This is a genomic window from Arcticibacter sp., assembly GCF_045629565.1.
Lineage (GTDB): Bacteria > Bacteroidota > Bacteroidia > Sphingobacteriales > Sphingobacteriaceae > Arcticibacter.
The window spans coordinates 18,014-41,674 of sequence record NZ_JAZQRL010000048.1 but is presented as its reverse complement, the minus strand read 5'-3'; the positions used below and the strand labels follow the sequence as shown (position 1 = coordinate 41,674).

At 44.3% G+C, this 23,661-nt stretch carries 24 protein-coding genes; 16 read left to right on the top strand and 8 right to left on the bottom strand.

Annotation, left to right across the window (positions count from 1 at the left end; translation table 11 throughout):
- Window positions 1-194: 194 nt before the first annotated feature.
- The 3 genes from ACKI5J_RS06615 to ACKI5J_RS06605 are packed head-to-tail and all read right to left on the bottom strand — an operon-like array spanning window position 195 to window position 2,630.
- On the bottom strand, window positions 195-1,442 hold the full coding sequence (locus tag ACKI5J_RS06615; protein ID WP_407427765.1) for a metallophosphoesterase: 1,248 nt from the start codon (window positions 1,440-1,442) through the stop codon (window positions 195-197).
- Between the two features lie 7 nt (window positions 1,443-1,449).
- Window positions 1,450-1,983, bottom strand: a complete 534-nt coding sequence (locus ACKI5J_RS06610; RefSeq protein WP_407427763.1) for a YfiT family bacillithiol transferase — start codon at window positions 1,981-1,983, stop codon at window positions 1,450-1,452.
- A gap of 56 nt (window positions 1,984-2,039) precedes the next feature.
- Window positions 2,040-2,630 carry a Crp/Fnr family transcriptional regulator gene (locus tag ACKI5J_RS06605; protein ID WP_407427761.1) on the bottom strand — a complete coding sequence of 197 codons (591 nt, stop codon included), beginning with the start codon at window positions 2,628-2,630 and terminating at the stop codon, window positions 2,040-2,042.
- Between the two features lie 268 nt (window positions 2,631-2,898).
- Between ACKI5J_RS06605 and ACKI5J_RS06600 the strand changes: the two genes are divergently transcribed.
- From ACKI5J_RS06600 to ACKI5J_RS06560, 9 genes are read left to right on the top strand one after another with little or no spacing between them, the layout of a single operon-like run.
- Window positions 2,899-4,578 carry a GMC oxidoreductase gene (locus ACKI5J_RS06600; RefSeq protein WP_407427759.1) on the top strand — a complete coding sequence of 560 codons (1,680 nt, stop codon included), beginning with the start codon at window positions 2,899-2,901 and terminating at the stop codon, window positions 4,576-4,578.
- A gap of 4 nt (window positions 4,579-4,582) precedes the next feature.
- A complete protein-coding gene (locus tag ACKI5J_RS06595) occupies window positions 4,583-5,152 on the top strand; it encodes a gluconate 2-dehydrogenase subunit 3 family protein (protein ID WP_407427757.1) in 570 nt (189 codons plus the stop codon).
- On the top strand, window positions 5,140-6,309 hold the full coding sequence (locus ACKI5J_RS06590; protein ID WP_407427755.1) for a Gfo/Idh/MocA family protein: 1,170 nt from the start codon (window positions 5,140-5,142) through the stop codon (window positions 6,307-6,309). Before ACKI5J_RS06595 ends, ACKI5J_RS06590 begins: the two co-directional genes overlap by 13 nt.
- The gene (locus tag ACKI5J_RS06585; protein ID WP_407427753.1) at window positions 6,306-7,361 is read left to right on the top strand and encodes a sugar phosphate isomerase/epimerase family protein; all 1,056 of its coding nucleotides are present in this window, start codon (window positions 6,306-6,308) and stop codon (window positions 7,359-7,361) included. The genes ACKI5J_RS06590 and ACKI5J_RS06585 overlap by 4 nt, the downstream gene beginning before the upstream one ends.
- A 9-nt stretch (window positions 7,362-7,370) precedes the next feature.
- A complete protein-coding gene (locus ACKI5J_RS06580; protein WP_407427751.1) occupies window positions 7,371-7,814 on the top strand; it encodes a c-type cytochrome in 444 nt (147 codons plus the stop codon).
- Between the two features lie 2 nt (window positions 7,815-7,816).
- Complete coding sequence (locus ACKI5J_RS06575) at window positions 7,817-8,521, top strand: DUF1080 domain-containing protein (RefSeq protein ID WP_407427749.1); 705 nt, start codon at window positions 7,817-7,819, stop codon at window positions 8,519-8,521.
- A 15-nt stretch (window positions 8,522-8,536) separates the two neighbouring features.
- Window positions 8,537-9,763, top strand: a complete 1,227-nt coding sequence (locus ACKI5J_RS06570; protein WP_407427747.1) for a nucleoside permease — start codon at window positions 8,537-8,539, stop codon at window positions 9,761-9,763.
- Window positions 9,760-10,635, top strand: a complete 876-nt coding sequence (locus tag ACKI5J_RS06565; RefSeq protein ID WP_407427745.1) for a hydroxypyruvate isomerase family protein — start codon at window positions 9,760-9,762, stop codon at window positions 10,633-10,635. The genes ACKI5J_RS06570 and ACKI5J_RS06565 overlap by 4 nt, the downstream gene beginning before the upstream one ends.
- Window positions 10,635-11,525 (top strand): sugar phosphate isomerase/epimerase family protein, encoded by an 891-nt coding sequence (locus ACKI5J_RS06560; RefSeq protein ID WP_407427743.1) that lies wholly within the window; start codon window positions 10,635-10,637, stop codon window positions 11,523-11,525. Before ACKI5J_RS06565 ends, ACKI5J_RS06560 begins: the two co-directional genes overlap by 1 nt.
- A 3-nt stretch (window positions 11,526-11,528) precedes the next feature.
- Here the strand turns inward: ACKI5J_RS06560 and ACKI5J_RS06555 are convergent, their stop codons facing one another.
- Window positions 11,529-12,398: an AraC family transcriptional regulator gene (locus ACKI5J_RS06555; RefSeq protein ID WP_407427741.1), complete on the bottom strand. Its 870-nt coding sequence runs from the start codon at window positions 12,396-12,398 to the stop codon at window positions 11,529-11,531.
- Between the two features lie 143 nt (window positions 12,399-12,541).
- Between ACKI5J_RS06555 and ACKI5J_RS06550 the strand changes: the two genes are divergently transcribed.
- The 4 genes from ACKI5J_RS06550 to ACKI5J_RS06535 are packed head-to-tail and all read left to right on the top strand — an operon-like array spanning window position 12,542 to window position 16,661.
- Window positions 12,542-14,206, top strand: coding sequence for a UxaA family hydrolase (locus ACKI5J_RS06550; protein WP_407427739.1), 1,665 nt, complete (start codon window positions 12,542-12,544; stop codon window positions 14,204-14,206).
- Window positions 14,207-14,215: 9 nt separating this feature from the next.
- Window positions 14,216-14,980 carry an SDR family NAD(P)-dependent oxidoreductase gene (locus tag ACKI5J_RS06545; RefSeq protein ID WP_407427737.1) on the top strand — a complete coding sequence of 255 codons (765 nt, stop codon included), beginning with the start codon at window positions 14,216-14,218 and terminating at the stop codon, window positions 14,978-14,980.
- Between the two features lie 6 nt (window positions 14,981-14,986).
- Window positions 14,987-15,850 (top strand): fumarylacetoacetate hydrolase family protein, encoded by an 864-nt coding sequence (locus ACKI5J_RS06540; protein WP_407427735.1) that lies wholly within the window; start codon window positions 14,987-14,989, stop codon window positions 15,848-15,850.
- 22 nt (window positions 15,851-15,872) lie between these two features.
- Complete coding sequence (locus ACKI5J_RS06535) at window positions 15,873-16,661, top strand: SDR family oxidoreductase (protein ID WP_407427733.1); 789 nt, start codon at window positions 15,873-15,875, stop codon at window positions 16,659-16,661.
- 46 nt (window positions 16,662-16,707) lie between these two features.
- On the opposite strand, the gene ACKI5J_RS06530 is transcribed toward ACKI5J_RS06535, so the two are convergent.
- Window positions 16,708-17,037 (bottom strand): YtxH domain-containing protein, encoded by a 330-nt coding sequence (locus ACKI5J_RS06530; protein ID WP_407427731.1) that lies wholly within the window; start codon window positions 17,035-17,037, stop codon window positions 16,708-16,710.
- Between the two features lie 386 nt (window positions 17,038-17,423).
- On the opposite strand from ACKI5J_RS06530, the gene ACKI5J_RS06525 reads away from it, so the two are divergent.
- Window positions 17,424-18,104 carry a response regulator transcription factor gene (locus tag ACKI5J_RS06525; RefSeq protein ID WP_407427729.1) on the top strand — a complete coding sequence of 227 codons (681 nt, stop codon included), beginning with the start codon at window positions 17,424-17,426 and terminating at the stop codon, window positions 18,102-18,104.
- The gene (locus ACKI5J_RS06520) at window positions 18,053-19,423 is read left to right on the top strand and encodes a sensor histidine kinase (RefSeq protein WP_407427727.1); all 1,371 of its coding nucleotides are present in this window, start codon (window positions 18,053-18,055) and stop codon (window positions 19,421-19,423) included. The genes ACKI5J_RS06525 and ACKI5J_RS06520 overlap by 52 nt, the downstream gene beginning before the upstream one ends.
- On the opposite strand, the gene ACKI5J_RS06515 is transcribed toward ACKI5J_RS06520, so the two are convergent.
- The 3 genes from ACKI5J_RS06515 to ACKI5J_RS06505 form a co-directional block, all read right to left on the bottom strand.
- Window positions 19,424-19,840, bottom strand: a complete 417-nt coding sequence (locus ACKI5J_RS06515) for a hypothetical protein (protein ID WP_407427725.1) — start codon at window positions 19,838-19,840, stop codon at window positions 19,424-19,426.
- Between the two features lie 66 nt (window positions 19,841-19,906).
- Window positions 19,907-21,964 carry a M3 family metallopeptidase gene (locus ACKI5J_RS06510; protein WP_407427723.1) on the bottom strand — a complete coding sequence of 686 codons (2,058 nt, stop codon included), beginning with the start codon at window positions 21,962-21,964 and terminating at the stop codon, window positions 19,907-19,909.
- A 159-nt stretch (window positions 21,965-22,123) separates the two neighbouring features.
- Complete coding sequence (locus tag ACKI5J_RS06505) at window positions 22,124-22,921, bottom strand: SDR family oxidoreductase (RefSeq protein ID WP_407427721.1); 798 nt, start codon at window positions 22,919-22,921, stop codon at window positions 22,124-22,126.
- Between the two features lie 71 nt (window positions 22,922-22,992).
- Here ACKI5J_RS06505 and ACKI5J_RS06500 point away from each other — a divergent pair, with 71 nt between their 5' ends.
- Complete coding sequence (locus ACKI5J_RS06500; protein WP_407427719.1) at window positions 22,993-23,610, top strand: thioredoxin family protein; 618 nt, start codon at window positions 22,993-22,995, stop codon at window positions 23,608-23,610.
- Window positions 23,611-23,661: the final 51 nt, after the last annotated feature.

Below are 23,661 nucleotides of genomic sequence, written 5' to 3'. Positions count from 1 at the left end.
ACTATTTTGCTTATCTCGATTATTGTTATAACATTTACAACGGAAAATACCGCACAAGGTTGCAGATATTTTCAAGTAAATAGTTTTAAAAACTCGATTAGCTTGTTACTACAGTTATAAACATTGCCGCGAAGATAGCAAAATTAAGTTAGAAAACGTGTATATAGTGTAAAGAAGGCGTAAAATTCAGTGAGTTATACAGCAGAAGTTATTTCGCTATTCTCTTGCTTTTTTCGTAAGGTGATGAGGGTGATCTCAGGCCAGATACCTACTCTTCCGGAAAAGCCGAGGAAGCCGAAACCTCTGTTGATATTGAGATAGCGCCCGTTGAAGTTTGCTATGCCAGCCCAGTGTGGGTAGCGATACTTTACCGGGCTCCACTTAATGCCAAGTGCTTCCAGCCCCACCTGCATGCCATGAGTGTGGCCGGATAATGTAAGATGAACCTTTGAGGGATGTTTTTTTACGATGGTTTCCCAATGTGTAGGATCATGTGACAATAGAATTTTAAAAGCATTATCGTTGACGCCGTTGATCGCCTTCTTCAAATCTCCACGCTCTCCGAAGCCAAGTCCCCAGTTTTCCACTCCTGCTAGAATGACCTCGTCACTTCCTTTTCTTATAACTACATGCTCGTCAAGCAGAAGCTGATATCCTAGTTTAGCATGGTATTGCTTAAGTGCCTGAAGGTTGCGCTGCTTGGCGATCGTGTCAGGCCATCGAACATAATCGCCGTAGTCATGATTGCCTAGAATTGAAAATTGACCAAACGGGGCTCTGATTTGAGAAAAGACGTCAATCCAAGGTAGTATTTCGGAAGCTTTGTTGTTTACCAGATCACCGGTAAAGACAAGCAGGTCTGCTTGTTGTGCTTTTATCAAATCCACGCCCTTTTGAACAGACTTCTTGTTCCCAAAGCTGCCGGCATGAATATCCGAAATCTGCACAATTTTGAAACCGTCGAAAGCAGTCGGAAGATCATTGTAGAACAGTTCATGTTTGATCACGCGATATGCATATTTGCCTCTTAATATTCCGTACACGAAAAGAACACAGCTCAAACCTGAAAGCGCTATGGCAAATTCGGTAAGATGTACGCTTCTTTCAGGGATGAAGCTCTTGCCTTGTGAAACAAACGTGAAAGCGGCTGTTAATACCCGAAAGATATCCATGGGCAGCAGCACCGAGACAAAAACCAACTGGCCGACCAAAGTCAGGAGGAAAGCATGTGCCACGGTTTTTGAAACGCCGGTCATACCTGTCTTGCCTATTTGAACCAGCGAAAAAGACAGTGAAATTAAAATTAACAGTATAGCACCTAGGAAACAGTAAACAGCAAGTGGACTACTCACCACTACACGGATCCCTGAAATTACGTACCAGTTAAGAAGAATGAAGAAAAGGGCAGTTACACCTATTACTAATGGAATGTTGCGTTTCATAAAAAGTTTACCAGCCTCGTCGTTTCCGCAATGTCCTGATTTGTTCCATGTGGTGCCTGCTGTGCCATGCGTAGTGTGCAGTCATTTGCCAGAGAGCGACTTGCTCCTTCAATTCGGGATGGTAATAGGTTCTTTGCCAGTCATCTTCCGTCATTGATCTCAACGTTTCAATCCAACGTCTATGCAGAGCATGAAGAAGTGTTATAGATACGTTTACAGGAACCAATTTATTGTCGGGTAATTCTGCCCATAGCTTCTCGTCATAAGGTTTTACTGTTGGGTTGGTTTCGGTCAGTGTCAGCTTAAGGCGGATGTAAGCATTCATATGGCTATCTGCCAAATGATGAATAACTTGACCGATAGTCCAGCCTTCGGGCCGGTAAGCAGTTTCTAACTGACTCTCATCCAGATTTTCGATGCAGACGTCCAGCCATGACGGCAATGCCTCAATGACAGATATAGATTGCTTAATAAGATCTTGCGTGAAGTTGAGAGGTGGTTGATATCGTCCGATAGGGTACACCCATGTATCTGCATTCATAGCTTCAGAATTGTTCCTGAGCTAAAATACTTAATAAGAGAGAATAATTAAATCCTTTATTTTTTACCCGGCGGTAACAGACTTTTTAAAATGAAGTTATAAGTCTGGCTATTTGTTCTCAGGAAAGAAATGATGTCCCTTTTTCTACAAGACTCAATAACCGAAGGTAGTTCTTCTACCAACTTCTTGACACGGCTCTCTACCGGCGCCGTTTCAAGAAAGTGCTTTGTCTCAATAGCGATATTGGAATAATAGTCTTTCATTTTAATAAAAGCCTCCCGTACAGTCGGAATGGCATCCATCAGCCCATGAAGTTTAAAGTAGTCAATGCTGTAAATGGTACAGGTACTTTCAGTATTAAATGTTGTACTCGATCCTTTTCTTCGTTCAAAACTATCCAGATCGGTGAAGAAGGTATTGTCTGTAATAAAGCCTGTTGTTTTCTGATGTCCTACCTGAGAGATATGATATCGCCTGACAATACCCGTTTTAAGAAAGTAGACGTTTCTGTTTGTGAAACCTTCTCTTAAAACTGTCTTTTCTTTTGGAAGTTCAATCACTTTAAACGCGTCCACAATCTGTGGAATGATTTCGTCCGGAAGAGCACAAAACTCGTTTAATTTCTGAATTAATGAATGACTACGCATGCTATTGTTATATAATGCTAATCTATTAACGAAGGCTCTGTCTAAAAATGACCGATGTCACTGTAATTGAATATCTGGAACATATTTTTTAAGATTCTAGTCATAAAGTCTTTATAATAATTATATTTATATCTGTAAGAGCTGTGTTTCCAAGAAGTTCAGCTTGTTATAAACTAACTAAATTAAGGTTCGGCATATCGTGATATCTAGATAGATAGTGGCGATTTAATGCAATGCCGAAGTGAGACCTATTCATATCCAGATTAATATGGCTAACCAATCATATGATGCGATTGTAATCGGTTCCGGAATATCAGGTGGATGGGCAGCGAAGGAGTTGACGGAACGGGGACTAAAGACACTTCTTCTCGAACGCGGAAGAAATATTGAACACATCAAGGACTATGCAAGTACGAACAAGGCGCCTTGGGAGTTTGAACATAGGGGGGGACGAACGCAGGAAATGATCGACAATTACCCTGTTTTGAAACGGGACTATCCTTTAAATGAAACCAATCTGAATTATTGGGTCAATGAAAAAGAAAGCCCTTATGTTGAAGTGAAGCGTTTTGACTGGTACCGTGGGTATCAGGTTGGAGGAAGATCTCTTACCTGGGGCCGGCAAAGTTACCGCTTCAGTGATCTTGATTTTGAAGCTAATGCTAAAGAAGGAATCGCAGTGGACTGGCCTATTCGTTACAAAGACATCGCATCCTGGTATAGCTATGCGGAGCGTTTTGCAGGAATCAATGGAAATGCCGACGGTTTACCTCAGTTACCAGATGGAGAATATCTGCCACCAATGGAAATGAATTGTGTAGAGAAGGATGTGGCTGCACGAATTAAGTCGCATTATAAAAATGCACGCGCCATGATCATTGGCAGAAGCGCCAACCTTACTGCCCAACACCATCAACGAACGAATTGTCAATATCAGAATAAATGCTGGCTGGGTTGCCAGTTCGGAGCATATTTCAGCACTCAGTCTGCTACCCTTCCAGCAGCTATGGCAACCGGCAATCTCACCTTAAGACCCTGGTCTATTGTTACACGGATTCTTTATGATAAGGAAACCAGAAAGGCTTCAGGCGTTGAAGTTCTCGATGCAGAAACCAACCAAACTTATGAGTTCTTTTCGAAAATTGTTTTTGTCTGCGCATCAACATTAAATTCCACCTGGATTTTAATGAATTCTGCCAGGGATGTCTGGGACGGAGGCCTCGGAAGCAGCAGCGGCGAGCTCGGTCATAATTTGATGGATCACCATTTCAGATGCGGTGCCTCCGGGGTGGCGGAAGGATACGATGATAAATACTATTATGGCAGGCGTCCGAATGGTATTTACATACCCCGGTTTCGAAACCTTTTTAACGACAAACGCGACTACCTGAGAGGCTTCGGTTATCAGGGCAGTGCGAGCCGGGAGAACTGGGGAAGAGAAATTGCAGAATTTAATATAGGCGGGGAGTTTAAAGATGCACTTTGTGAACCGGGGCAGTGGAGAATCGGCCTCGGCGCTTTTGGAGAGACTTTGCCTTATCATGAGAACATGATTTCACTGGATAAAACAGTGAAGGATAAATGGGGGTTGCCCGTGCTCGCTATTGATTGCGAGATCAAAGCTAATGAACATGCTATGCGTGAGGATATGATGCTTGATGCAAAAGAGATGTTGGAAGTTTCTGGTATGAAAGACGTTAATACCTATGATTCAGGTTACGCCATGGGGCAGGGGATTCATGAAATGGGGACTGCGCGAATGGGAAGAGATCGGAAGACGTCAGTTCTCAATCAGTGGAACCAGGTATGGGATGCTCCAAACGTGTTTGTTACCGACGGATCTTGTATGACCTCAGCAAGCTGCGTAAATCCTTCTTTAACCTACATGGCACTTACGGCCAGAGCAGCAGACTTCGCGGTAACAGAAATGAAAAAACGAAACCTTTAAATAGATGAACAGAAGAGAGGCTATCGCGAAAGTCGCCTGGATAGTGGGTGGTGCCGTAATCGGTGCAGAGCTTTTTATGAATACCGGTTGTAACTCGTCACAAAATAGCAATGATGGTCTTTTCAATACGGACGAAATAAGCCTGCTAGACGAAATCGCGGAAACAATACTTCCTGAAACGTCCACGCCGGGAGCAAAGGCGGCGGGGGTAGGAGCATTCATGGCGGTAATGGTAAAGGATTGCTACTCCAAAGAAGATCAGAAAGTGTTTACTAAAGGTTTGTCTACGCTGGAAGATAGTTTTAAGGAGCAATATGGCCAAACGTTTATGAATAGTGATAAAATAAAGCGCACTGCCTTTTTAACAGCACTCGATACAGAACAAAAGAAATTCTCTATGGCCAAAAAGCCTGAGGAGCCTAATCATTATTTTGGCATGATGAAACAACTAACCTTGCTCGGCTTTTTTACCTCTGAAATAGGAGCGACCCAGGCACTGCGCTATCTACCCGTTCCCGGAAAATATGATGGATGCATTCCCTACAATAAAGGCGACAGAGCATGGGCACTATGAAGTTACGTCTGGGAATGATCGGCGGAGGTCAGGGAGCTTTCATCGGCGCAGTTCATCGTATCGCGGCCAGAATGGATAATGAGTATACGCTGGTATGCGGTGCATTCAGCAGTGATCCGGAAAAATCGACGGAGATGGGTAGAATTCTTGCTCTTCAAGAGGCCCGTGTATATCAGAACTATCATCAGCTTATCGAAAAGGAGACCCGGCTTCCACTAGAAGAACGGGTGCAGGTTATCAGCATCGTAACGCCAAATCATCTGCATTTTGAGCCGGCGAAGCTTGCCCTCGAAAATGGCTTTCACGTCATTCTCGATAAGCCAGCCACTTTCTCTCTCTCTGAGGCGCTCCAGTTAAAAGAAATTTGTAAGCGTACAGGTCAGTTATTATGTCTGACTCACACCTATACCGGTTATCCCATGGTAAAAGAGGCCAGGCAAATCGTGACTTCCGGCAAATTGGGGAACATCACGAAGGTGTATGCAGAGTATCCGCAAGGTTGGCTGAGCCGCTTTGAAGAGGGCTCAGGTATGAACAAGCAGGCAGCCTGGAGAACGGATCCCGCCAGGAGCGGAAAAGCGGGTGCTATGGGGGATATCGGCACGCATGCATTTAATCTGATAGAATATGTGAGCCGACTCCAGGTGACAAAGCTCTGTGCGGATGTTAATACCGTTGTTCGGGGTCGAAAACTCGATGACGATGGTGCGGTACTTCTTAAGCTTTCCAATGGTTCCAGTGGCGTGCTGATTGCAACCCAAATAGCTACAGGAGAGGAAAATAACGTTAAAATACGTGTCTATGGAGAGCACGGTGGGCTGGAATGGCAGCAAGCCGACGCAAATACGCTAAAGCTCATGATGGCAGATGAACCTGCTCAAATGTTACGCACTGGTGGCGCTTATTTAAGCTCGTATGCGTCTCATAATACACGGACACCGGCGGGGCACCCTGAAGGATATCTTGAAGCATTCGCTAACTTATATCGAAACTTTGCATTAACGATAAAGGCGCTTCTTGCCCATGAAGAACCCTTACCAGAACATCTCGATTTTCCGGGTATAGATGAAGGGGTACGGGGAATGGCATTTATCGAAAATGTCATTCGCTCGGGAGAGTCAGACGTAAAATGGTCAGAATTTAGTTTAGAAGTATGAAGACAATTAAAGGACCAGCTGTATTCATCGCACAGTTTATTGGATCGGAAGCTCCGTTTAACAGCTTGAGTACTATATGCAGATGGGCTAAAAGCCTTGGGTTTGAAGGAATACAGATCCCTACTACAGATAGTCGTTTCATAGATTTGAAAAAGGCGGCAGAAAGCCAAACTTATGCGGATGAGATTCGAGGAGTTGTAGAAGAAGAAGGCCTTAAAATTACCGAACTATCCACCCATCTGCAGGGTCAACTGGTTGCTGTTAATCCGGTATATGATCCTTTATTCGACGGTTTCGCACCTGAAAAATACCGTAATAATTCAGCGTTGCGGACTGCATGGGCCGTCGAGCAGCTCATGTTTGCGGCCCGGGCCTCGGCTAACCTGGGCCTCAGTGCACACGCCACATTCAGCGGGGCCTTGCTCTGGCCTATGATATATCCCTGGCCTCAACGGCCTGCAGGGTTAGTGGATGAGGGATTTACGGAACTGGCGCGCAGGTGGCTGCCTATCTTGAATGCGTTTGATGAGCAGGGCGTGGACGTTTGTTATGAAATACATCCGGGAGAGGACTTGCATGACGGTGTTAGCTATGAAATGTTTCTGGATAAAGTAGCTAACCATCCCAGGGCTTGTCTTCTGTACGATCCTTCGCATTTTGTCTTGCAATGCCTTGATTACCTCTCTTATATCGATCACTACCATGAGCGTATCAAGTCATTTCATGTCAAGGATGCAGAGTTCAATCCCACTGGAAAGCAGGGTGTATATGGCGGATATCAACCCTGGGTTGATCGTGCGGGACGCTTCCGTTCTCCGGGGGATGGTCAGGTTGATTTTAAAGCAATCTTTAGTAAACTAAGCGCATATGATTTTGACGGCTGGGCGGTAATGGAATGGGAATGCGCGCTGAAGAATTCAAATGATGGAGCTAAGGAGGGTGCAAAATTTATAAGCGACCATATCATTCGGGTAACAGAAAAGGCTTTTGATGATTTTGCCGGTAGTGGTATGGACACCAAGCTAAATAGACGTATTTTAGGTCTACCTTAATATATTTGAATGAGAAAATTAATGTTTTTGCTGGCCGTTGCGATGACAACAGCTTGTGGTAATCAATCTGAACAAGGAAATAACAGAGATTCAGTGAGTGCTGGTGATATGGCAGCTGCAACCCGCCAATCCGAAGCAGATACAAATGTAAACGACATTGGCACCAACCGAAGCGCCGGAGCTCCGCCTTCGGGTTCGTTTGAAAAAGGGGCGCAGTTAATTTCATCCTCAGACTGCCTTAGTTGTCATAAGGAAAAGATCAAAATTATCGGTCCCGCCTATGAAGAGGTAGCAGAGAAGTATGAACCCACAGACGAGAATATTGAAATGCTTGCCGGTAAAATAATTGACGGTGGCAGTGGCGTATGGGGCGATATCCCAATGACTCCCCATACGGCGATATCTAAAACAGATGCTAAAGAAATGGTTCGTTATATACTTTCACTCAAATAGATATGAACGCTCTCTCGTTTTCTGCTTTGTCTCTTATGACAATTTTTGGATGCTCAAATGCCGACTCCTCACGTCAAGCTGATGAATCCTGGCAGGTTCTTTTTGACGGCAAATCGTTGGATGGGTGGCATGCCTATGGTAAGCCCCACCCGGGAACAGCCTGGGTTGTGGAGGACAGTGTCTTATATCTCGATGCGTCGGCCAAAAAAGCGGGTGCATCGGGTGGTGACCTCGTTACCAATCAGGAATATGAAAACTTTCACTTGCAACTGGAGTGGAAGATCTCCGTTAACGGAAATAGCGGCGTTATTTTCTATATAAACGAGGATGCTGACAAATATCCCGAAACGTATAGTACCGGTTTGGAGATGCAGGTTTTGGATAATGACGGTCATCCGGATGGAAAAATTCACAAGCACAGAGCCGGGGACCTTTATGATTTAATCCCTTGCACGCGTGAAACTGTCAACCCTCCCGGTAAATGGAATAAGGTAGACATTATTAGCAATAAAGGACATCTCGAACTTCATCTGAATGGAACCAAGGTTGTCGAAACTACTCTTTGGGATGCAGATTGGAAAAACCTGGTATCAAAAAGCAAGTTCGCTTCCATGCCTGGATTTTCCGCATTTAAAAAGGGAAGGATCGCCTTGCAGGATCATGGCGATGACGTATGGTACCGGAATATCCGGATCAGGAAGCTCTAAACATTAAACCAATATATGATACTAACCAATCGAATTAAGCTTTCAGTAATGATGTTCCTCGAGTTCTTTATCTGGGGAGGATGGTTTGTGACCTTAGGCACGTTCCTGGTTAAAAACCTTAACGCATCCGGAACGCAGATAAGCATGGCGTACCTGACTCAATCGATCGGTGCTATCATTGCACCCTTCATCATAGGCTTGGTAGCAGACCGATTCTTTTCCGCACAAAAAATCTTGGGTGTATTGCATCTGGCAGGGAGTTTGGTCTTATGGTTCGCTTCTCAAACTTCCGCATTCGATAGCTTTTTTCCTCTTATCGTGATCTATATGATCTTATATATGCCAACGCTTGCGCTGGTTAATTCCGTATCCTTCCGGCAGATGAGAAATCCGGCAGTCGAATTTCCGCCTGTGCGTGTTTTAGGAACGGTTGGATGGATCATAGCAGGACTCACTATCGGCTATTTCGGATGGGAGCAGACAAGTCAGCTGTCGCTGACCTTTAAAATGTCAGCTGCTGCCTCTGCATTACTCGGATTGCTCAGTTTCTCCCTGCCACCGGCCCCGCCGATGCAACGAAACGCAAATGTAAGTATCAAGGAGATGCTCGGACTGGACGCCCTGAGGTTGTTGAATAATCAGTCATACCTCCTGTTTTTTCTTTCGTCGATTGCCATTTGCATTCCTCTGGCCTTTTATTACAACTTTACCAATCTATTTCTTAATGAAGCGGGAATGAAGTCGGCAGCTGCCGTACAATCGTTGGGACAGGTCTCCGAAGCCTTGTTTATGCTATTGATTCCGGTTTTCTTCTTACGCTTTGGTGTCAAGAAGATGCTTGCAATCGGTATGCTGGCCTGGGTGCTGCGGTACATTTTTTTCTCTTTCGGAAACGTCGACCAGAATTACTGGATGCTCATTGCCGGCATTGTATTGCATGGAGTGTGTTATGATTTCTTCTTCGTTACTGGTCAGATTTATACCGATTCTCATGCGGGTGAACGGTTTAAAAGTGCCGCTCAGGGAATGATTACGCTCGCCACCTATGGAGTGGGAATGATGATCGGTTCCTTAATATCCGGGCCTATAGTAGACGCTTACGTAACCTCAGCCGGGCATGATTGGGCGATGATCTGGATGATTCCAGCATCCGTATCAGCGCTGGTCTTACTTTTATTTATTGCCTTTTTTAAAGATACAAAAGTGCCTGTAAAGGGAACCGAAACGAATCAGCTATTATGAAAGACAGAAGATCTGCAATAAAAACAATTTTAGCGGGCGCTGCCTCCCTGACAACCATGTCTATGGCACAAAATACTCTCGCGGGTTCTAACCTAAAATTGGCCAAGCTAAAAGGAAATATCAACCATTCAGTATGTCGCTGGTGTTTTAACAATCTAAGCTTGGATGAACTGTGTAAAGTTGCTAACGAAATAGGTCTCAAGGCTATTGATCTCGTTGGTCCTAAGGACTGGAACATATTGAAAAAGTACAACCTGGATTCTTCCATGTGTAATGGCGCGGAGATAAGCCTTACCGAAGGCTGGAATACAATTAGTTACCATGAAACGCTGATTCGGAACTATAGCGAGATGATTCCTCTCGTAGCAAAAGCAGGATATAAAAATCTGATATGTTTTAGTGGCAATCGCAGAGGCATGGATGATGAAACCGGACTTAAAAACTGCATAACCGGACTGAAAAAGATCCTTTCGCTCGCCGAAAAGCATGGCGTTGTTTTAGTTATGGAATTGTTGAACAGCAAAGTGGATCATAAAGACTATCAGTGTGATCATACGGCATGGGGGGCAGAGTTAGCTAAGGTTCTCGCCTCTGAGAACTTCAAACTCCTATTTGACATTTATCACATGCAGGTAAATGAAGGTAACGTCATTCAGAACATCCGTGATTATCATCAATATATCGCCCACTATCACACAGCGGGAGTACCCGGGAGGCACGAAATCGACGATACCCAGGAACTATATTATCCTGCAATTATCAGAGCCATTAAAGACACCGGATTTAATGGTTACATCGCGCAGGAATTCATTCCGGCACATAAAGACAATATGGAGTCTTTAAGGAAAGCCATTCAAATTTGTGATATATAATGATTAACAGAAGATCTTTCATTCAGCAAGCTGTCCTGATGGCAGCTGGAACAGCTATACTTCCCCAATTATCTTGCGCAGGCACCGCCCCCGAAAAGCGGATCGGTTTGCAGCTATACACACTAAGAGATGAAATTCCAAAGGATGTTGTCAAAGTAATGGAGCGGATAGCAGCGTCTGGTTATCAGGAGGTGGAAGTTTTCGGATACAGCCCGTCAAAACATTTCTGGGGTTTCAATCCTAACGCTTTTGCAGAGATACTTGCTTCCAATGATCTTAAAGCAATCAGCGGACATTATGATTTTGATGAGTATTTGAGTCCAGCATCAAAGCAGGAGCGTTTCGATGCTTATATCAACGCGGCATCAACCTTGAAACACCGCTATCTGACGATCCCCTATATTAACGAAAAGTTTCGCACATCTGCCGATGATTATAAACGGCTGGCAGAGAAGTTTAACCGGGCCGGTGAAAAGTGTCAGAAGAGCGGACTGCAGCTCGCATATCATAATCATGCTTTCGAATTTCAACCATTTGCTGATACCACAGGTTATGATATACTGCTTGCCGAAACAGATCCAAAGCTCGTCAAATTTGAACTCGATCTGTACTGGGTTGTCAGGGCTGGAAAAGATCCTTTAGAATTGTTTAAGAAGAATAAGGGACGGTTTGAGCTATGGCATGTCAAAGATATGGACCGAAAAGATCAGGCATTAAATACAGAAGTAGGGAGCGGCTCAATTGACTTTAGGAAGATTTTCGCGGAAGCCCGACTTTCAGGTCTTAAAAATGTAATCATCGAGCAGGAGAACTTTGCTATCGATCCGTTCGAAAGTATCTCCAGGAGCGCTACGTTTACCAAAACCAATCTGCTGCCACAGATGCGATAACGCTTAGTCGCCTACCACATCCCTGCGGTAGCTGAGTGGGCTTTTTCCTGTAATGTTCTTGAATTGTGAATGAAAGCTGGTGAAATTGGAGTAGCCACTTTCATAACAAATTTCTTTTACGCTCATCTTATTTTCCAGCAGTAGTTTACAGGCGTAACCAATTCTTATCTCATTAATAAAGCCCGAATACGTCTTTCTTGTACGGGATTTAAAGTATTTACAGAATGAGGTAGGATTGATTCCTGCTATTTCCGCTACGGTGTTTAGTTGAATTTTCCGCCGGAAGTTAACGATAGAATAATTATAAATGTCCTGTAACCGGTCTCTGCCGGATGCCGAGATGTTATGCTTAAATCCGAAAGAGGCGAGAGGCTCCATACTGCCCGCTTCGGCAATATGAAGCAGTATCTGCATAAGAAGAATGATCTTAACGGGGCCATCTGCTTTGACAATATCCTTGATCAGCGAAATCGCAGGATGACTTTTTATGCCGCTTATGTGGAGGCCAAGTTCCGACTGTGCAATTAGCTCTTTGAGCGGCCTGTTTTCAGGTAAATTCAAAAATGACTTGCCCCAAAAATCATCACCGAAGTGGATGACATAGACCTCTGCTGCCAGTTCTCTTTTTGAATCAAAGTAGGAATCGTCAAACCGGAAATGATGCGGCAAATTCGGTCCTATAAGTACTATATCACCCGAATGAAAAGGTTTAATCCGGTCTCCGACGAACTGGGTCCCCGTTCCGCTCTTGAAGTACACCAGTTCAACCTCCTGGTGATAGTGCCATTTATTGTTAATATCAGGACTTACATCCTTGCGTGCGCTGAAAGAATGCGAAATATTTTTAGATACTTTTAGCAGTGTGGCTTTCATTCCTTGTCAGTAATTAAGCTAATATATGCAAAATATACCCCTATGGTACTTATTTTGGATAATAAGCTTTAATAATATGACAAAAACAGAGAATCATATACAGCACACTTATTCTTAATTTGTGGCACCTAATAAGAAAGGTAATGCAACCAGCAAAAAAAAATACGTATATACAAATTCATCCCACAGACAATGTCCTCGTTGCTTTGGTCGACCTTCAGGCAGGAACTCCGATTGCATTCGGAACGCAAACCTTTAATCTGACCACAGATGTGAGTGCCAAGCATAAGTTTGCCTTGGAAGACTTTGCTCCTGGCGCGCCAATATTTATGTATGGTGTGCTGGTAGGAAAGGCTTGCGAGCCGATAGCAAGAGGCTCAGCACTTACTGTTGACAATATTGAGCACGCATCCGAAGGTTTTAATTTAGGGTCGCGTAAAACAGAATGGGCCAGGCCCGAGATCGGTCGCTTTGAGGCGGCTACCTTCCAAGGTTTCCATCGGGCAGACGGAAGCGTAGGTACCGCTAATTACTGGCTTATCATCCCCTTGGTTTTTTGTGAAAACAGAAATGTTGACATGATCAGAGAGGCACTTACAGAGAAGCTGGGATTCAGAAAGCCACGTGGCTATGAATCTGAAGTTGAAGCCATTCTCAACATGTACCAGACTGGGAAGACGGTTGCTGAGATCCTCGAAGCCGATATCGCACCAACGGCAAATGCTAGCCATTTAAGCAAAATCTTCCCAAACGTTGATGGTATCAAATACCTTAATCACAGTCTCGGTTGTGGAGGAACACGTACAGATTCTGACGCCCTTTGTGGCTTGCTTGCAGGATATATTACCCACCCCAATGTTGCGGGCGCAACAGTATTGAGTCTCGGCTGCCAGCATGCCCAGGCCAGTATCTTAAGATCTGAAATAGAAAAAAGGGATCCGAATTTCTCTAAGCCGCTCTTTATTCTTGAACAACAACAGATTGGTACAGAAGAGAAGATGCTGCAAATGGCCATAAAGCAAACCTTTGCAGGTTTAATAGAAGCAAACAGCTGTCATCGGGAGCCGGCTCCGCTTTCTAAACTTTGTATAGGACTCGAATGCGGTGGTTCAGACGGGTTTTCTGGAATCTCTGCGAACCCAACTTTAGGCAGGCTTTCCGATATTCTGGTTTCCGCTGGTGGTAGCGTAATACTTGCAGAATTTCCAGAATTGTGCGGTGTTGAACAGGAGTTAAGCGATCGTTGTGCAAATGAAGACCTTGCCAACAAGTTTATGCACCTCATGCGCACATATAACGCTAAGGCAGAAGCTGACGGTTCAGGATTTTATGCAAATCCGTCACCCGGAAACATTAAAGACGGCCTGATCACAGACGCTATTAAATCTGCGGGTGCAGCTAAGAAAGGCGGTTCATCGCCCGTAACAGACGTTCTTGACTATCCTGAAAAGGTAAGTAAATCAGGTTTAAACCTTCTTTGTACCCCCGGAAGTGATGTCGAAAGTACCACTGCGGTTGTCGGATCAGGTGCTAATGTAGTTCTGTTTACAACGGGGCTTGGAACACCTACCGGAAATCCCGTAGCACCTGTTGTGAAGATTTCGACCAATTCCGCTCTTTTCAAGCGTATGCCCGATATTATTGATATCAACTGCGGGCCAATCATTGAGGGCGAAGAAAGTATCGAACAAGCTGCCGAGCGCATGCTCGACTATGTAATCCAGGTTGCCAGCGGAGAAATAGTACCTAAAGCGGTGGGTCTGGGTCAGGATGATTTTATACCCTGGAAAAGGGGTGTTTCACTATAATTTGATGAGATGTTCAGTTTAACGAATAAACATGCCGTCATTACAGGCGGCGGTAGCGGTATCGGAAAGGCGATAGCGCAGGTTTTTGCAAAACAAGGTGCATTTGTGCACATCATAGAGCTTAACGAAGAGTCCGGAAAACAAGTTACAGAAGAAATTCAGGCCGAGGGCGGACAGGCTAAGGCTTACGGACTCAACGTTGTTAATCAGAGCGACGTCATTGCAACGTTCCAAGCTATCGGTAGAATAGATATTCTGGTTAATAACGCCGGTATTGCGCATGTAGGAAATGTCGAAAACTGTCCCGAGTCTGACTTCGAAAGGGTTTATCAGGTGAATGTTAAGGGTGCTTATAATTGCATCTATGCCGCCGCGCCATTGATGACGGCAAATGGCGGAGGATGCATGTTACATATGGCATCTATCGCTTCGGCGGTGGGAATAGCCGATCGTTTTGCTTACTCCATGAGTAAGGGAGCCATTCACGCCATGAGCATGTCCGTGGCGAGAGACTATCTCAATGCCAACATTCGCAGCAACACGATTTCTCCTGCCCGTGTGCATACTCCTTTTGTAGACGGCTTCATAACAAAAAACTATCCGGGAAAGGAAACGGAAATGTTTGAAAAGCTTTCCGCAAGCCAGCCTATCGGAAGAATGGCAAAGCCGGAGGAGATTGCCAACCTCGCTTTGTACCTGTGTTCTGACGAAGCAGGGTTCGTTACCGGAAATGACTATCACATCGATGGAGGATTTATAAAACTAAACAACTAGCAGATCATGAAATTAATAAGATTCGGAGAACCCGGAAAAGAGAAAACCGGAGTAATTATAAACGACGTTAAATACGACACTTCAGCTTTTGGGAGTGATTATGATGAGAACTTTTTTGAGAATGACGGTCTTAACAGACTGAAGGCTTTCCTTAATGAAAATGAAGGTAAACTGAACGTTGTTTCAGACTCAGTGCGGCTCGGAGCGCCTATATCCAGACCATCGAAAATTGTCTGTATTGGTTTAAACTATGCTGATCATGCAAAAGAAACCAATGCGGCACTTCCTTCAGAGCCTATCTTGTTTATGAAGGCCAGTACATCATTTGCGGGTCCGAATGATGACATCATCATTCCGAAAAATTCTGAAAAGACAGATTGGGAAGTCGAACTCTCAGTAGTTATAGGCAAAAAGGCCTCCTATGTGGAAGAAGCTGAAGCTGACCAATATATTGCTGGTTATGCTCTTCACAATGATGTATCAGAGCGAGCCTTTCAGCTTGAGCGCAACGGTACCTGGGATAAGGGAAAAGGCTGCGATACATTTGCACCTACCGGTCCTTTTCTTGCTACACCTGACGAGATCGATGACGTCAATAATCTGCGACTGTGGCTAAAGGTGAATGGAGAGATGATGCAGGATGGTACTACTGCCAACCTGATATTCAAAATACCTTTCCTCGTTTCCTATGTCAGCCAGTTTATGACATTGCTTCCGGGGGATATCATCTCCACAGGTACACCTGCGGGAGTCGGTCTTGGCTTCACGCCGCCGGTATTCCTGAAACACGGAGACGTAGTAGAACTGGGAATCGACGGGCTGGGTGTTTCAAAGCAGACTGTTAAAGCATATGAAGCTTCCAGGGGATAAATACCATTAAACCAACCAATTTATGGATCTGAAATTAAAGGATAAGGTAGTCATTGTTACCGGAGGCGCCAGAGGCATTGGGAAAGGTATCTCCCTCGCGTTAGCGCGCGAGGGCGCAATACCTGCTATCGTAAGCAGAACAGCGTCTGAAAGTTTAAAGACTATAGCAGAAATAGAAGAGGCAGGGGGGGCTGCTTTTCAAATCGAAACCGATCTGAAAGATCCGCAAGCTTGTAAAAGGGCTGTTGACGCCGTTTACTCCGCCTTCGGACGAATCGACGGACTGGTCAATAATGCTGGCGAAAATGACGGTGTAGGTTTGGAACATGGCGACTTCGACTCGTTCATTTCTTCTCTGCATAAAAATCTGATTCATTACTATATGATGGCACACTACGCCGTCCCATATTTGAAAGAAACGCAGGGAGCGATCTTGAATATTAGTTCAAAGACTGCCGATACCGGACAGGGAGGCACTTCCGGATATGCTGCTTCAAATGGTGGAAGAAACGCTTTGACGAGAGAGTGGGCTGTCGAATTGCTGAAGTATAATATTAGAGTTAACGCGATTGTTATCGCTGAATGCTGGACTCCTCTTTATGAGCGGTGGATTCAGACAGTAGAAGATCCGGAAAAGGCGCTTAAATCCATAGTCGCTAATATTCCTTTGGGGCAGCGGATGACTACACTGGATGAAATAGGCAATGCTTCTGCCTTTTTACTTTCGCCTTTGTCGAGCCATACAACAGGCCAGATAACGTACGTCGACGGAGGATACGTACATCTTGACCGAGCGCTGTTAAACGCATAAAAAAACCCGGACTGTTATTAATAGTCCGGGTTTTTTTATATCAATCTTAAATAGCTCCTTCCGTCGCATCAGTAGCGTCGTTTGTAGCTTTCGTGTATTTTTCCTTTGCTTTATCTAAAGCATCATTTGCAGAATGTTTCAACTCATCTGCTTTTACCGATAGGGAATCTTTGGCAGTTTGTACCTTATCTTTAACTGTACTTGCCAGGTCTTTTGCCTTATCGGAAATCTGACTTCTCGTTTCAGAGCCGCTGTCCGGAGCAAATAGTATTCCTATTGCAGCACCTACCGCTACACCTGCCAGCAGAGCAGCGATAACTTTGGCTGAATCGTTATTGTCAGATAGACATCCGTTTAAATACTTTTTATAGTTCATGACGTGTTTTCTTTTGTTATAAGACTAACATCTTTGTACTCATTGTGTTTAAAGAAATTTTAATTAAATGATTATTGCTCGTTAAACTGAGCATTAATCCAGAAAATATATGTATTTAATTAAAAATTGATGAACTTTACATAGTGATTCAACACAGCAATAAACGGATAATTTACGTTTTACTAACTGCCTTCTTATTAAGCTGCGTGCCTGACGCTCATGCCTCAGTTCTGCAGGATAGAAAAGGAGGGAGTAAGGGAAAATCTGAACGAACGCAAAAAGGCGGTAGTTCGGCGAAACCGGTCAAAGAGGTTCCGAAATCCCGGAAGCAAGATAAGCCTGAACCGGTCAAAGGTAAAGGTCGCCGATAGTTAACTGACAATGATTTGAAGGTATTATTAGTAGAGGACGAAAAGACCCTGGCTTTTGAAATAGAGCTGTTCCTGAAAAAGTCATTTTATTTATGTGATCTGGCGCATACTGCGCAATCATCCCTGCAGCATATGTCATCCAATCAGTATGATTTTATCCTGTTGGACCTTGGTCTCCCCGATATGGATGGACTCAAACTGCTGCTTGAAGCAAAGAAGCTCAATCCTGAAGCAGCTTACATCATTCTTACTGCCCGCGGCAAGACAGAAGACCGGATAGCCGGACTAGATCTCGGAGCTGATGATTACTTGTCAAAACCCTTTTCCCTGCCTGAGCTTCACTCCAGAATGCAGGCCATCGCCCGTAGAAAATACCGATTAAGCAATTCCGAAGTATCTATCGGGGAGTTTGTTGTGGATATCCAGAAAAGGACTATACATCATCAGGAAACAGAGATTGAACTTTCAAGGAAAGAATTTGATTTGTTAAGCTATCTTCTTCTTCACAAAAACCGTCCGCTTACCCGGATGCAGCTAAGTGAGCATATCTGGGGCAATTTTATCGAAGACGATAACGACTCAAACTATATCGATGTTCACGTTAAGAATGTTCGTAAAAAGCTTGGTGCCTTTGCCAGCACAGAATGGCTGGAGACCATCAGGGGCGTGGGTTACAAAATAAGGAAACAGGCGTGAAGCTGCTCAATAAATTGACCCTTTCTATCACGTTATCCAAATTGGGTATTGTGTTGCTGTTTATTATAATTTTGCCTTTTATCGTCGAGAAGGTAGCTTCAGAATACACTAACTACCACTTAAAGAAACAGAAGGAGGCCGTGATGAAGTCAGTTGCATGGAACGGTGTTAACTATTATCTCGAAGGTGATGATAGTTATGGAAGTTATACCATGCTGAAAGAAGAATATATTTCTCTCGAAGCCTCGCCCGACATCCGATTGGATACTATTGAGACAAGCAGGCGTCTTGTTGAACAAGATACGTTAGTCTACAGGGTACTAAGCTATACATTTCAGGAGAAGGGAAAAACCTATCTGCTCGAGATCGGCAAGAAGCTTACTTCCATTAATGAGTACAACAAACCCTTGCAGCGGATAGCGCTGTATGTCTTGATCGGATTGATTATTTTATCCTCAATAATCGATTTGTTATATACCAGATACCTCCTTCGTCCCCTGCAGCTTATTATCAAGTCTAAACTGGTAAAACAGTCCTTCCCGTTTAAGAATACAGCTAAGCCGGTAGAGACAAGTACGACCGACTTCAAATACCTGGATAGTTCGCTAATCAGCTTAATGGACCAGATAAGGGAAGCTTTTGAAAAAGAAAGGGAGTTCACTGCGAATGCCTCACACGAGCTGATGACGCCTATTAGTATCCTCAAAAGTAAGATTGAGAATATGATGATCCAGGAAGACGTCAGTGAAGATAACCTGCAAAAGCTAACAGAGCTCATGACAACGGTAAGTCGTCTTAGCAGGATAGTTCATTCTCTTCTGATGATATCCAGGATAGAGAATGACCAGTACCTGATGAAAGAAGAGGTTGATATAAAAGCGCTGGTATTGGAGGTTGTAACAGAGATTGAAGATAGGATACAGGGAAAGGAGATTCAGGTGGAGCTCAGGTTGAACGAATCATTTATCTTTCAGCCGTCCAATAGGGACCTCCTTTTTCAATTGATATACAACCTGCTCAACAATGCCATAAAATACAACGTTCCAAAGGGATCCATCCGGATTACGGATGGATACACCCCGGAACATCGCTATGAACTGATGATCAGCGATACCGGTATAGGTATCTCATCAGCTGATATCCCCCTGATTTTTAACCGATTTAAAAAAGTGCATGTTCAGCGGTCCTCAGGGGGCTACGGTCTCGGGTTAGCAATCAGCAAGACTATTGCGGATTACCACCGAATCGAGATCGGAGTGGAGTCAGAGCCGGATAGAGGAACAACCTTTAAGTTGCTGTTCCCTGTCTCCCAGCCTTGATTATCTATGGTTCCCATGGCCACGTCCACGTCCATTGCCTCTGCCGTGATTGCTTTTATGATGTCTTGATTCTTTTCGGGGGCTCTTATGATAAGAGTACCTTGAGCGATCAGAGCGAGAGTATCTGTCTCTGTAATAATGATGCCTTAAATAGGGCCGTGGTTCGTGAACCTCAATATGCCTGACATTATAGACATTGTAATTTCTGTACCTGCCAGGGAGATGTGACCGGTGTACCCAGCGTCCTCTATCCTGATAATAGTAGACCCTTTCAGTAGTATGGTAATAGGCACCTACATCCGGCATATAATAATAGGCTGGCTGTCCGATATTAACATTTACACTAACCTGTGCTTTTACAGTTCCTGCGGTGATCAGTGTAAATAGAATGGCGAGAGTTAATGTTATCTTTTTCATGTTGCGCTTGCTTTTAATCAAAGAACAAGCAGCAACATGAAAATTAGATGAATTTTGAAGTTTATTTTAAATAGGCTTCTTATCTGGCTGAATATCAAGGCCTCTTTTTTTCAATAAAGCTTTTATGCCCGGCTCGGCACCTCTGAATCGCTTGTAGAGCACCATCGGATCTTCAGTTCCTCCTTTTTCCAGAACATTCTTTCGGAAGCTCATTGCTTTCTCCTGATTGAACAAATCGCCGGTTTCTTTAAAAGCAGAAAATGCATCGGTATCCAAAACCCCAGACCAGATGTAGCTATAATATCCAGCGGAATATCCCCCCGCAAAAATATGGCTGAAATAGGTGCTTTTATACCGTGGAATGATCTCATCGCTAAGCCCAACCTTTTTCATTGAAGCCGCTTCAAATGCTCCAATGTTGTCCTTCAATTCGTTTGTTTGTGTATGATAGTCCAGATCCAGCAAAGAGGCCGCCAAATATTCAGTTGTAGCAAATCCCTGGTCAAATGTCCCTGCGTTCTGCAGCTTGTCAATCAAAGCATCCGGAATCACCTCATTCGTTTTGTAGTGCTTAGCGAACATCTTCAACACCTCTGGTTCGGCTGCCCAGTTTTCCATGATCTGTGAAGGCAGCTCGACAAAGTCACGCGATACTGCTGTGCCCGCCAGGCTCTCATAATTTACGTTTGAAAGCAAACCGTGCAGTGCGTGCCCGAATTCGTGAAAAAAGGTAGTTACCTCATCGAAAGTCAGCAATGCCGGTGCATCACCAGTAGGTTTGGAAAAATTACATACAATCGAAATAACAGGTGCTATCCGTTTTCCTTTTTCCATCTTTTGCGAGCTGTAAGATGTCATCCATGCACCACCCCGTTTAGAAGCTCTCGGAAAGAAATCTGTATAGAGAACTCCCACCAACTTCCCATTCGCTTCTGTCACCTCATACGCTGCAACTTCTTCATGATATTTAGGCACGTTGGTTATCTCTTTAAACTGCAAACCGTATAACTTCCTGGTCACCGTGAATACGCCCTCACGTACTTTTTCCAGGCTGAAATACGGCTTTAGCTCCTGCTCATCCAGATCGAAACGGTCCTTACGTACTTTTTCGGCATAATATCTCCAGTCGTAAGGCGCCAGCTTGAATTTCTCACCTGATGCGTCAATCATTTTCTGAATATCGAATGCCTCCCGCTCTGCAACACTTAAAGCCGGCTTCCAAAGCTGGTTCAGCAGCTTATATGCGTTCTCGGGATTTTTAGCCATGGTCTCCTCCAATACATAACTGGCGTGGTCTTTATATCCAAGCAGCTGTGCCTTTTCTCTCCGCAGGTTGACTATAGAATTTACAACTTCCTTGTTATCGAACTCATTGTTCTGGTCCCCTCTTAGTGTATAAGCTTCCCAAATCTGCTTTCTCAACTCACGCTTATCGGCATACTGAAGGAAGGGCATTACACTCGGGTTCTGCAAAGTAAAGACCCACTTTCCTTTTTTTCCTTTGGTCTTAGCCTCCTCTGCAGCCGCTGAGATCAGTTCGGCAGGCAAACCTGCCAGATCCTCTTTCTTGTCGACCACCAAACTGTAGTTATTTGTCTCAGCCAATAAGTTCTGACCGAATTTTAAACTTAAGAGCGACAGTTCCGAATTGATCTTTCTAAGCTTATCTTTGTCGGCATCGCTCAGATTGGCCCCGCTGCGGATAAAAGACTTATGAGTTTTCTCCAAAAGCTTAGCCTGTTCAGAATTTAGTTTCAGTGACGCTCTGTTGTCCCATAGATTTTTTACTCTCGCAAATAACTTCTGATTGAGAATGATGTTATCGCTATGTGCGGCCATGGCCGGAGAGATTTCCCGTGCTGTCTTCTGTATCTCTTCATTGGTATTTGCAGAATTCAGATTGTAGAATACCGAGCTCACACGCGTTAATAGTGCTCCCGACTTATCCATCGCCACAATGGTATTTTCAAAGGTAGGCTTCGATGAGCGGTTCGCAATCGCGTTTATTTCCGCCTCATGCTGCTTGATGCCCTCTAATATTGCCGGCTTAAAATGCTCGTTCTGTATACGGTCAAAAGGCGGGACCTGATGAGGGGTGGTATATTCTTTAAAAAAAGGATTCATAGTGCTTGTTTGAGTAAATGCATATTGGCTGGTACAAAGGCCGAATGCGAGCGCTGCAGTTAAGAATTTTGTCTTATTTATCATATGCTGTTAATATCTCCGCAAAAGTAGTTAGCTTTCATGGATTTGTATAATCTGTACCGTGGATATTACCATTTATTAAAAAAAACTCCTGCTAAATTCGTAATTCAAGAGTTTTGGAACATTTACACTCTCTATTATTTTCCAGCTGATCAGTTCATCGACAAAGTCAGGAACCTTATAACCTGATGCCTGAGATGCTTTAGAATAAAAGACCTGTTTTTGCGGATGTTGCGGAGTGACTGCATGGAAGATATGGCCAAATGCCCGTCTCTCCAAAATCGCCGTCGTGATTCGCAGGCAATCGTCCAGGTGAATCAGATTGACAGGTGCTTGTCCGTTAGGAATATCGGTTTTGCCAGCGAAAAATCTTCCCGGATCCCGGCCAGGCCCGATTAGTCCTGAAAAACGTATTACGGTTGTTTGGAAGAAACTGCAATCTTGCAGGCAGCTTTCTGCAGCGAGAATTGCTCTACCCGATGATGTTTCAGGAGAGGGAACATCCTTTTCGGTAAGGACGCTGTTGGTCTCTGAAAATACGGAGGTCGAGCTGATGAAAATAACCTGCTTCACGGGAGTGCCCCGCAAAAGTTCTGTTAGTCGCCTGATCTTACCTGCATAGTCGTCTCCGCTACCGGTTCTCAACTTAGGAGGAATGCCAAGGATCAAGATCTCACTCTGGAAAAAGTCGCCGGCATCCCCGTCCTGGTCCAGGCTAAAGAGATGGGCTTCTATACCAGCCGATCGGATATCTGCTAATTTGCCCGTTGTAGTGGTGGAACCTTTCACCTGATGCCCTGCATCTACCAGTTGTTTTGCAAGAGGGTAACCAAACCAGCCGCAGCCAAGAATACTCACCGTATACCGTTTCGTCATATCATTGGAACGTTTTTCCAAATGTAAAAATTACTGCTTCGCAATGGCTAAGTTTGTCGAAAAGAAGTAAAATGGCGTTTAAGTATACACACGATCTGATAAATCAGGGATTGACCTATGCTGCTTACAGGAAAAAGATTGTAAATCAGCTTGCCGAACAGGATTCAGCTCAGGAGAGCGTCCGAAAACTGTTAAAATATACAGCTAAAAACGAAGGCAGGATGACCGCCATTGATCAGAGCCTGAGGCTTATCCCGGACGTGCTGAATATACTCAAGGATGCTAAGCCCGTGACCTGGTTGGTTCTTACAGAAGGTTGGTGTGGCGATGCTGCAAGCAGCATACCTGTTATAGCCGCAATAGCGGCACAATTCCCCGATAAAATAGATCTGCGTTTGGTCTTCCGGGATGAAAATCCCGAGCTGATGAATGCGCACCTAACTAATGGGGGGAAGTCTATTCCGAAGCTCGTTGTGTTAGATGAATCTTTAAATTTCTTAACGAGCTGGGGACCCAGGCCCCAGGCACTTCAGGATCAGATGGAAGTGTGGAAAGCGGAGTATGAGAACGACTTTACAGCGCTTATCAGGAAAGTGAACAGCTGGTACGATGAAGATGGAGGTGTATCCATACAGAAGGAGATTTGCAAGATGATGGCTGATCAGTCAATGGGACTACAGTCTGTATAACCCTGCCAACATATATTTAATTTATAAACAACGGGAGCCTGACATCCAAAC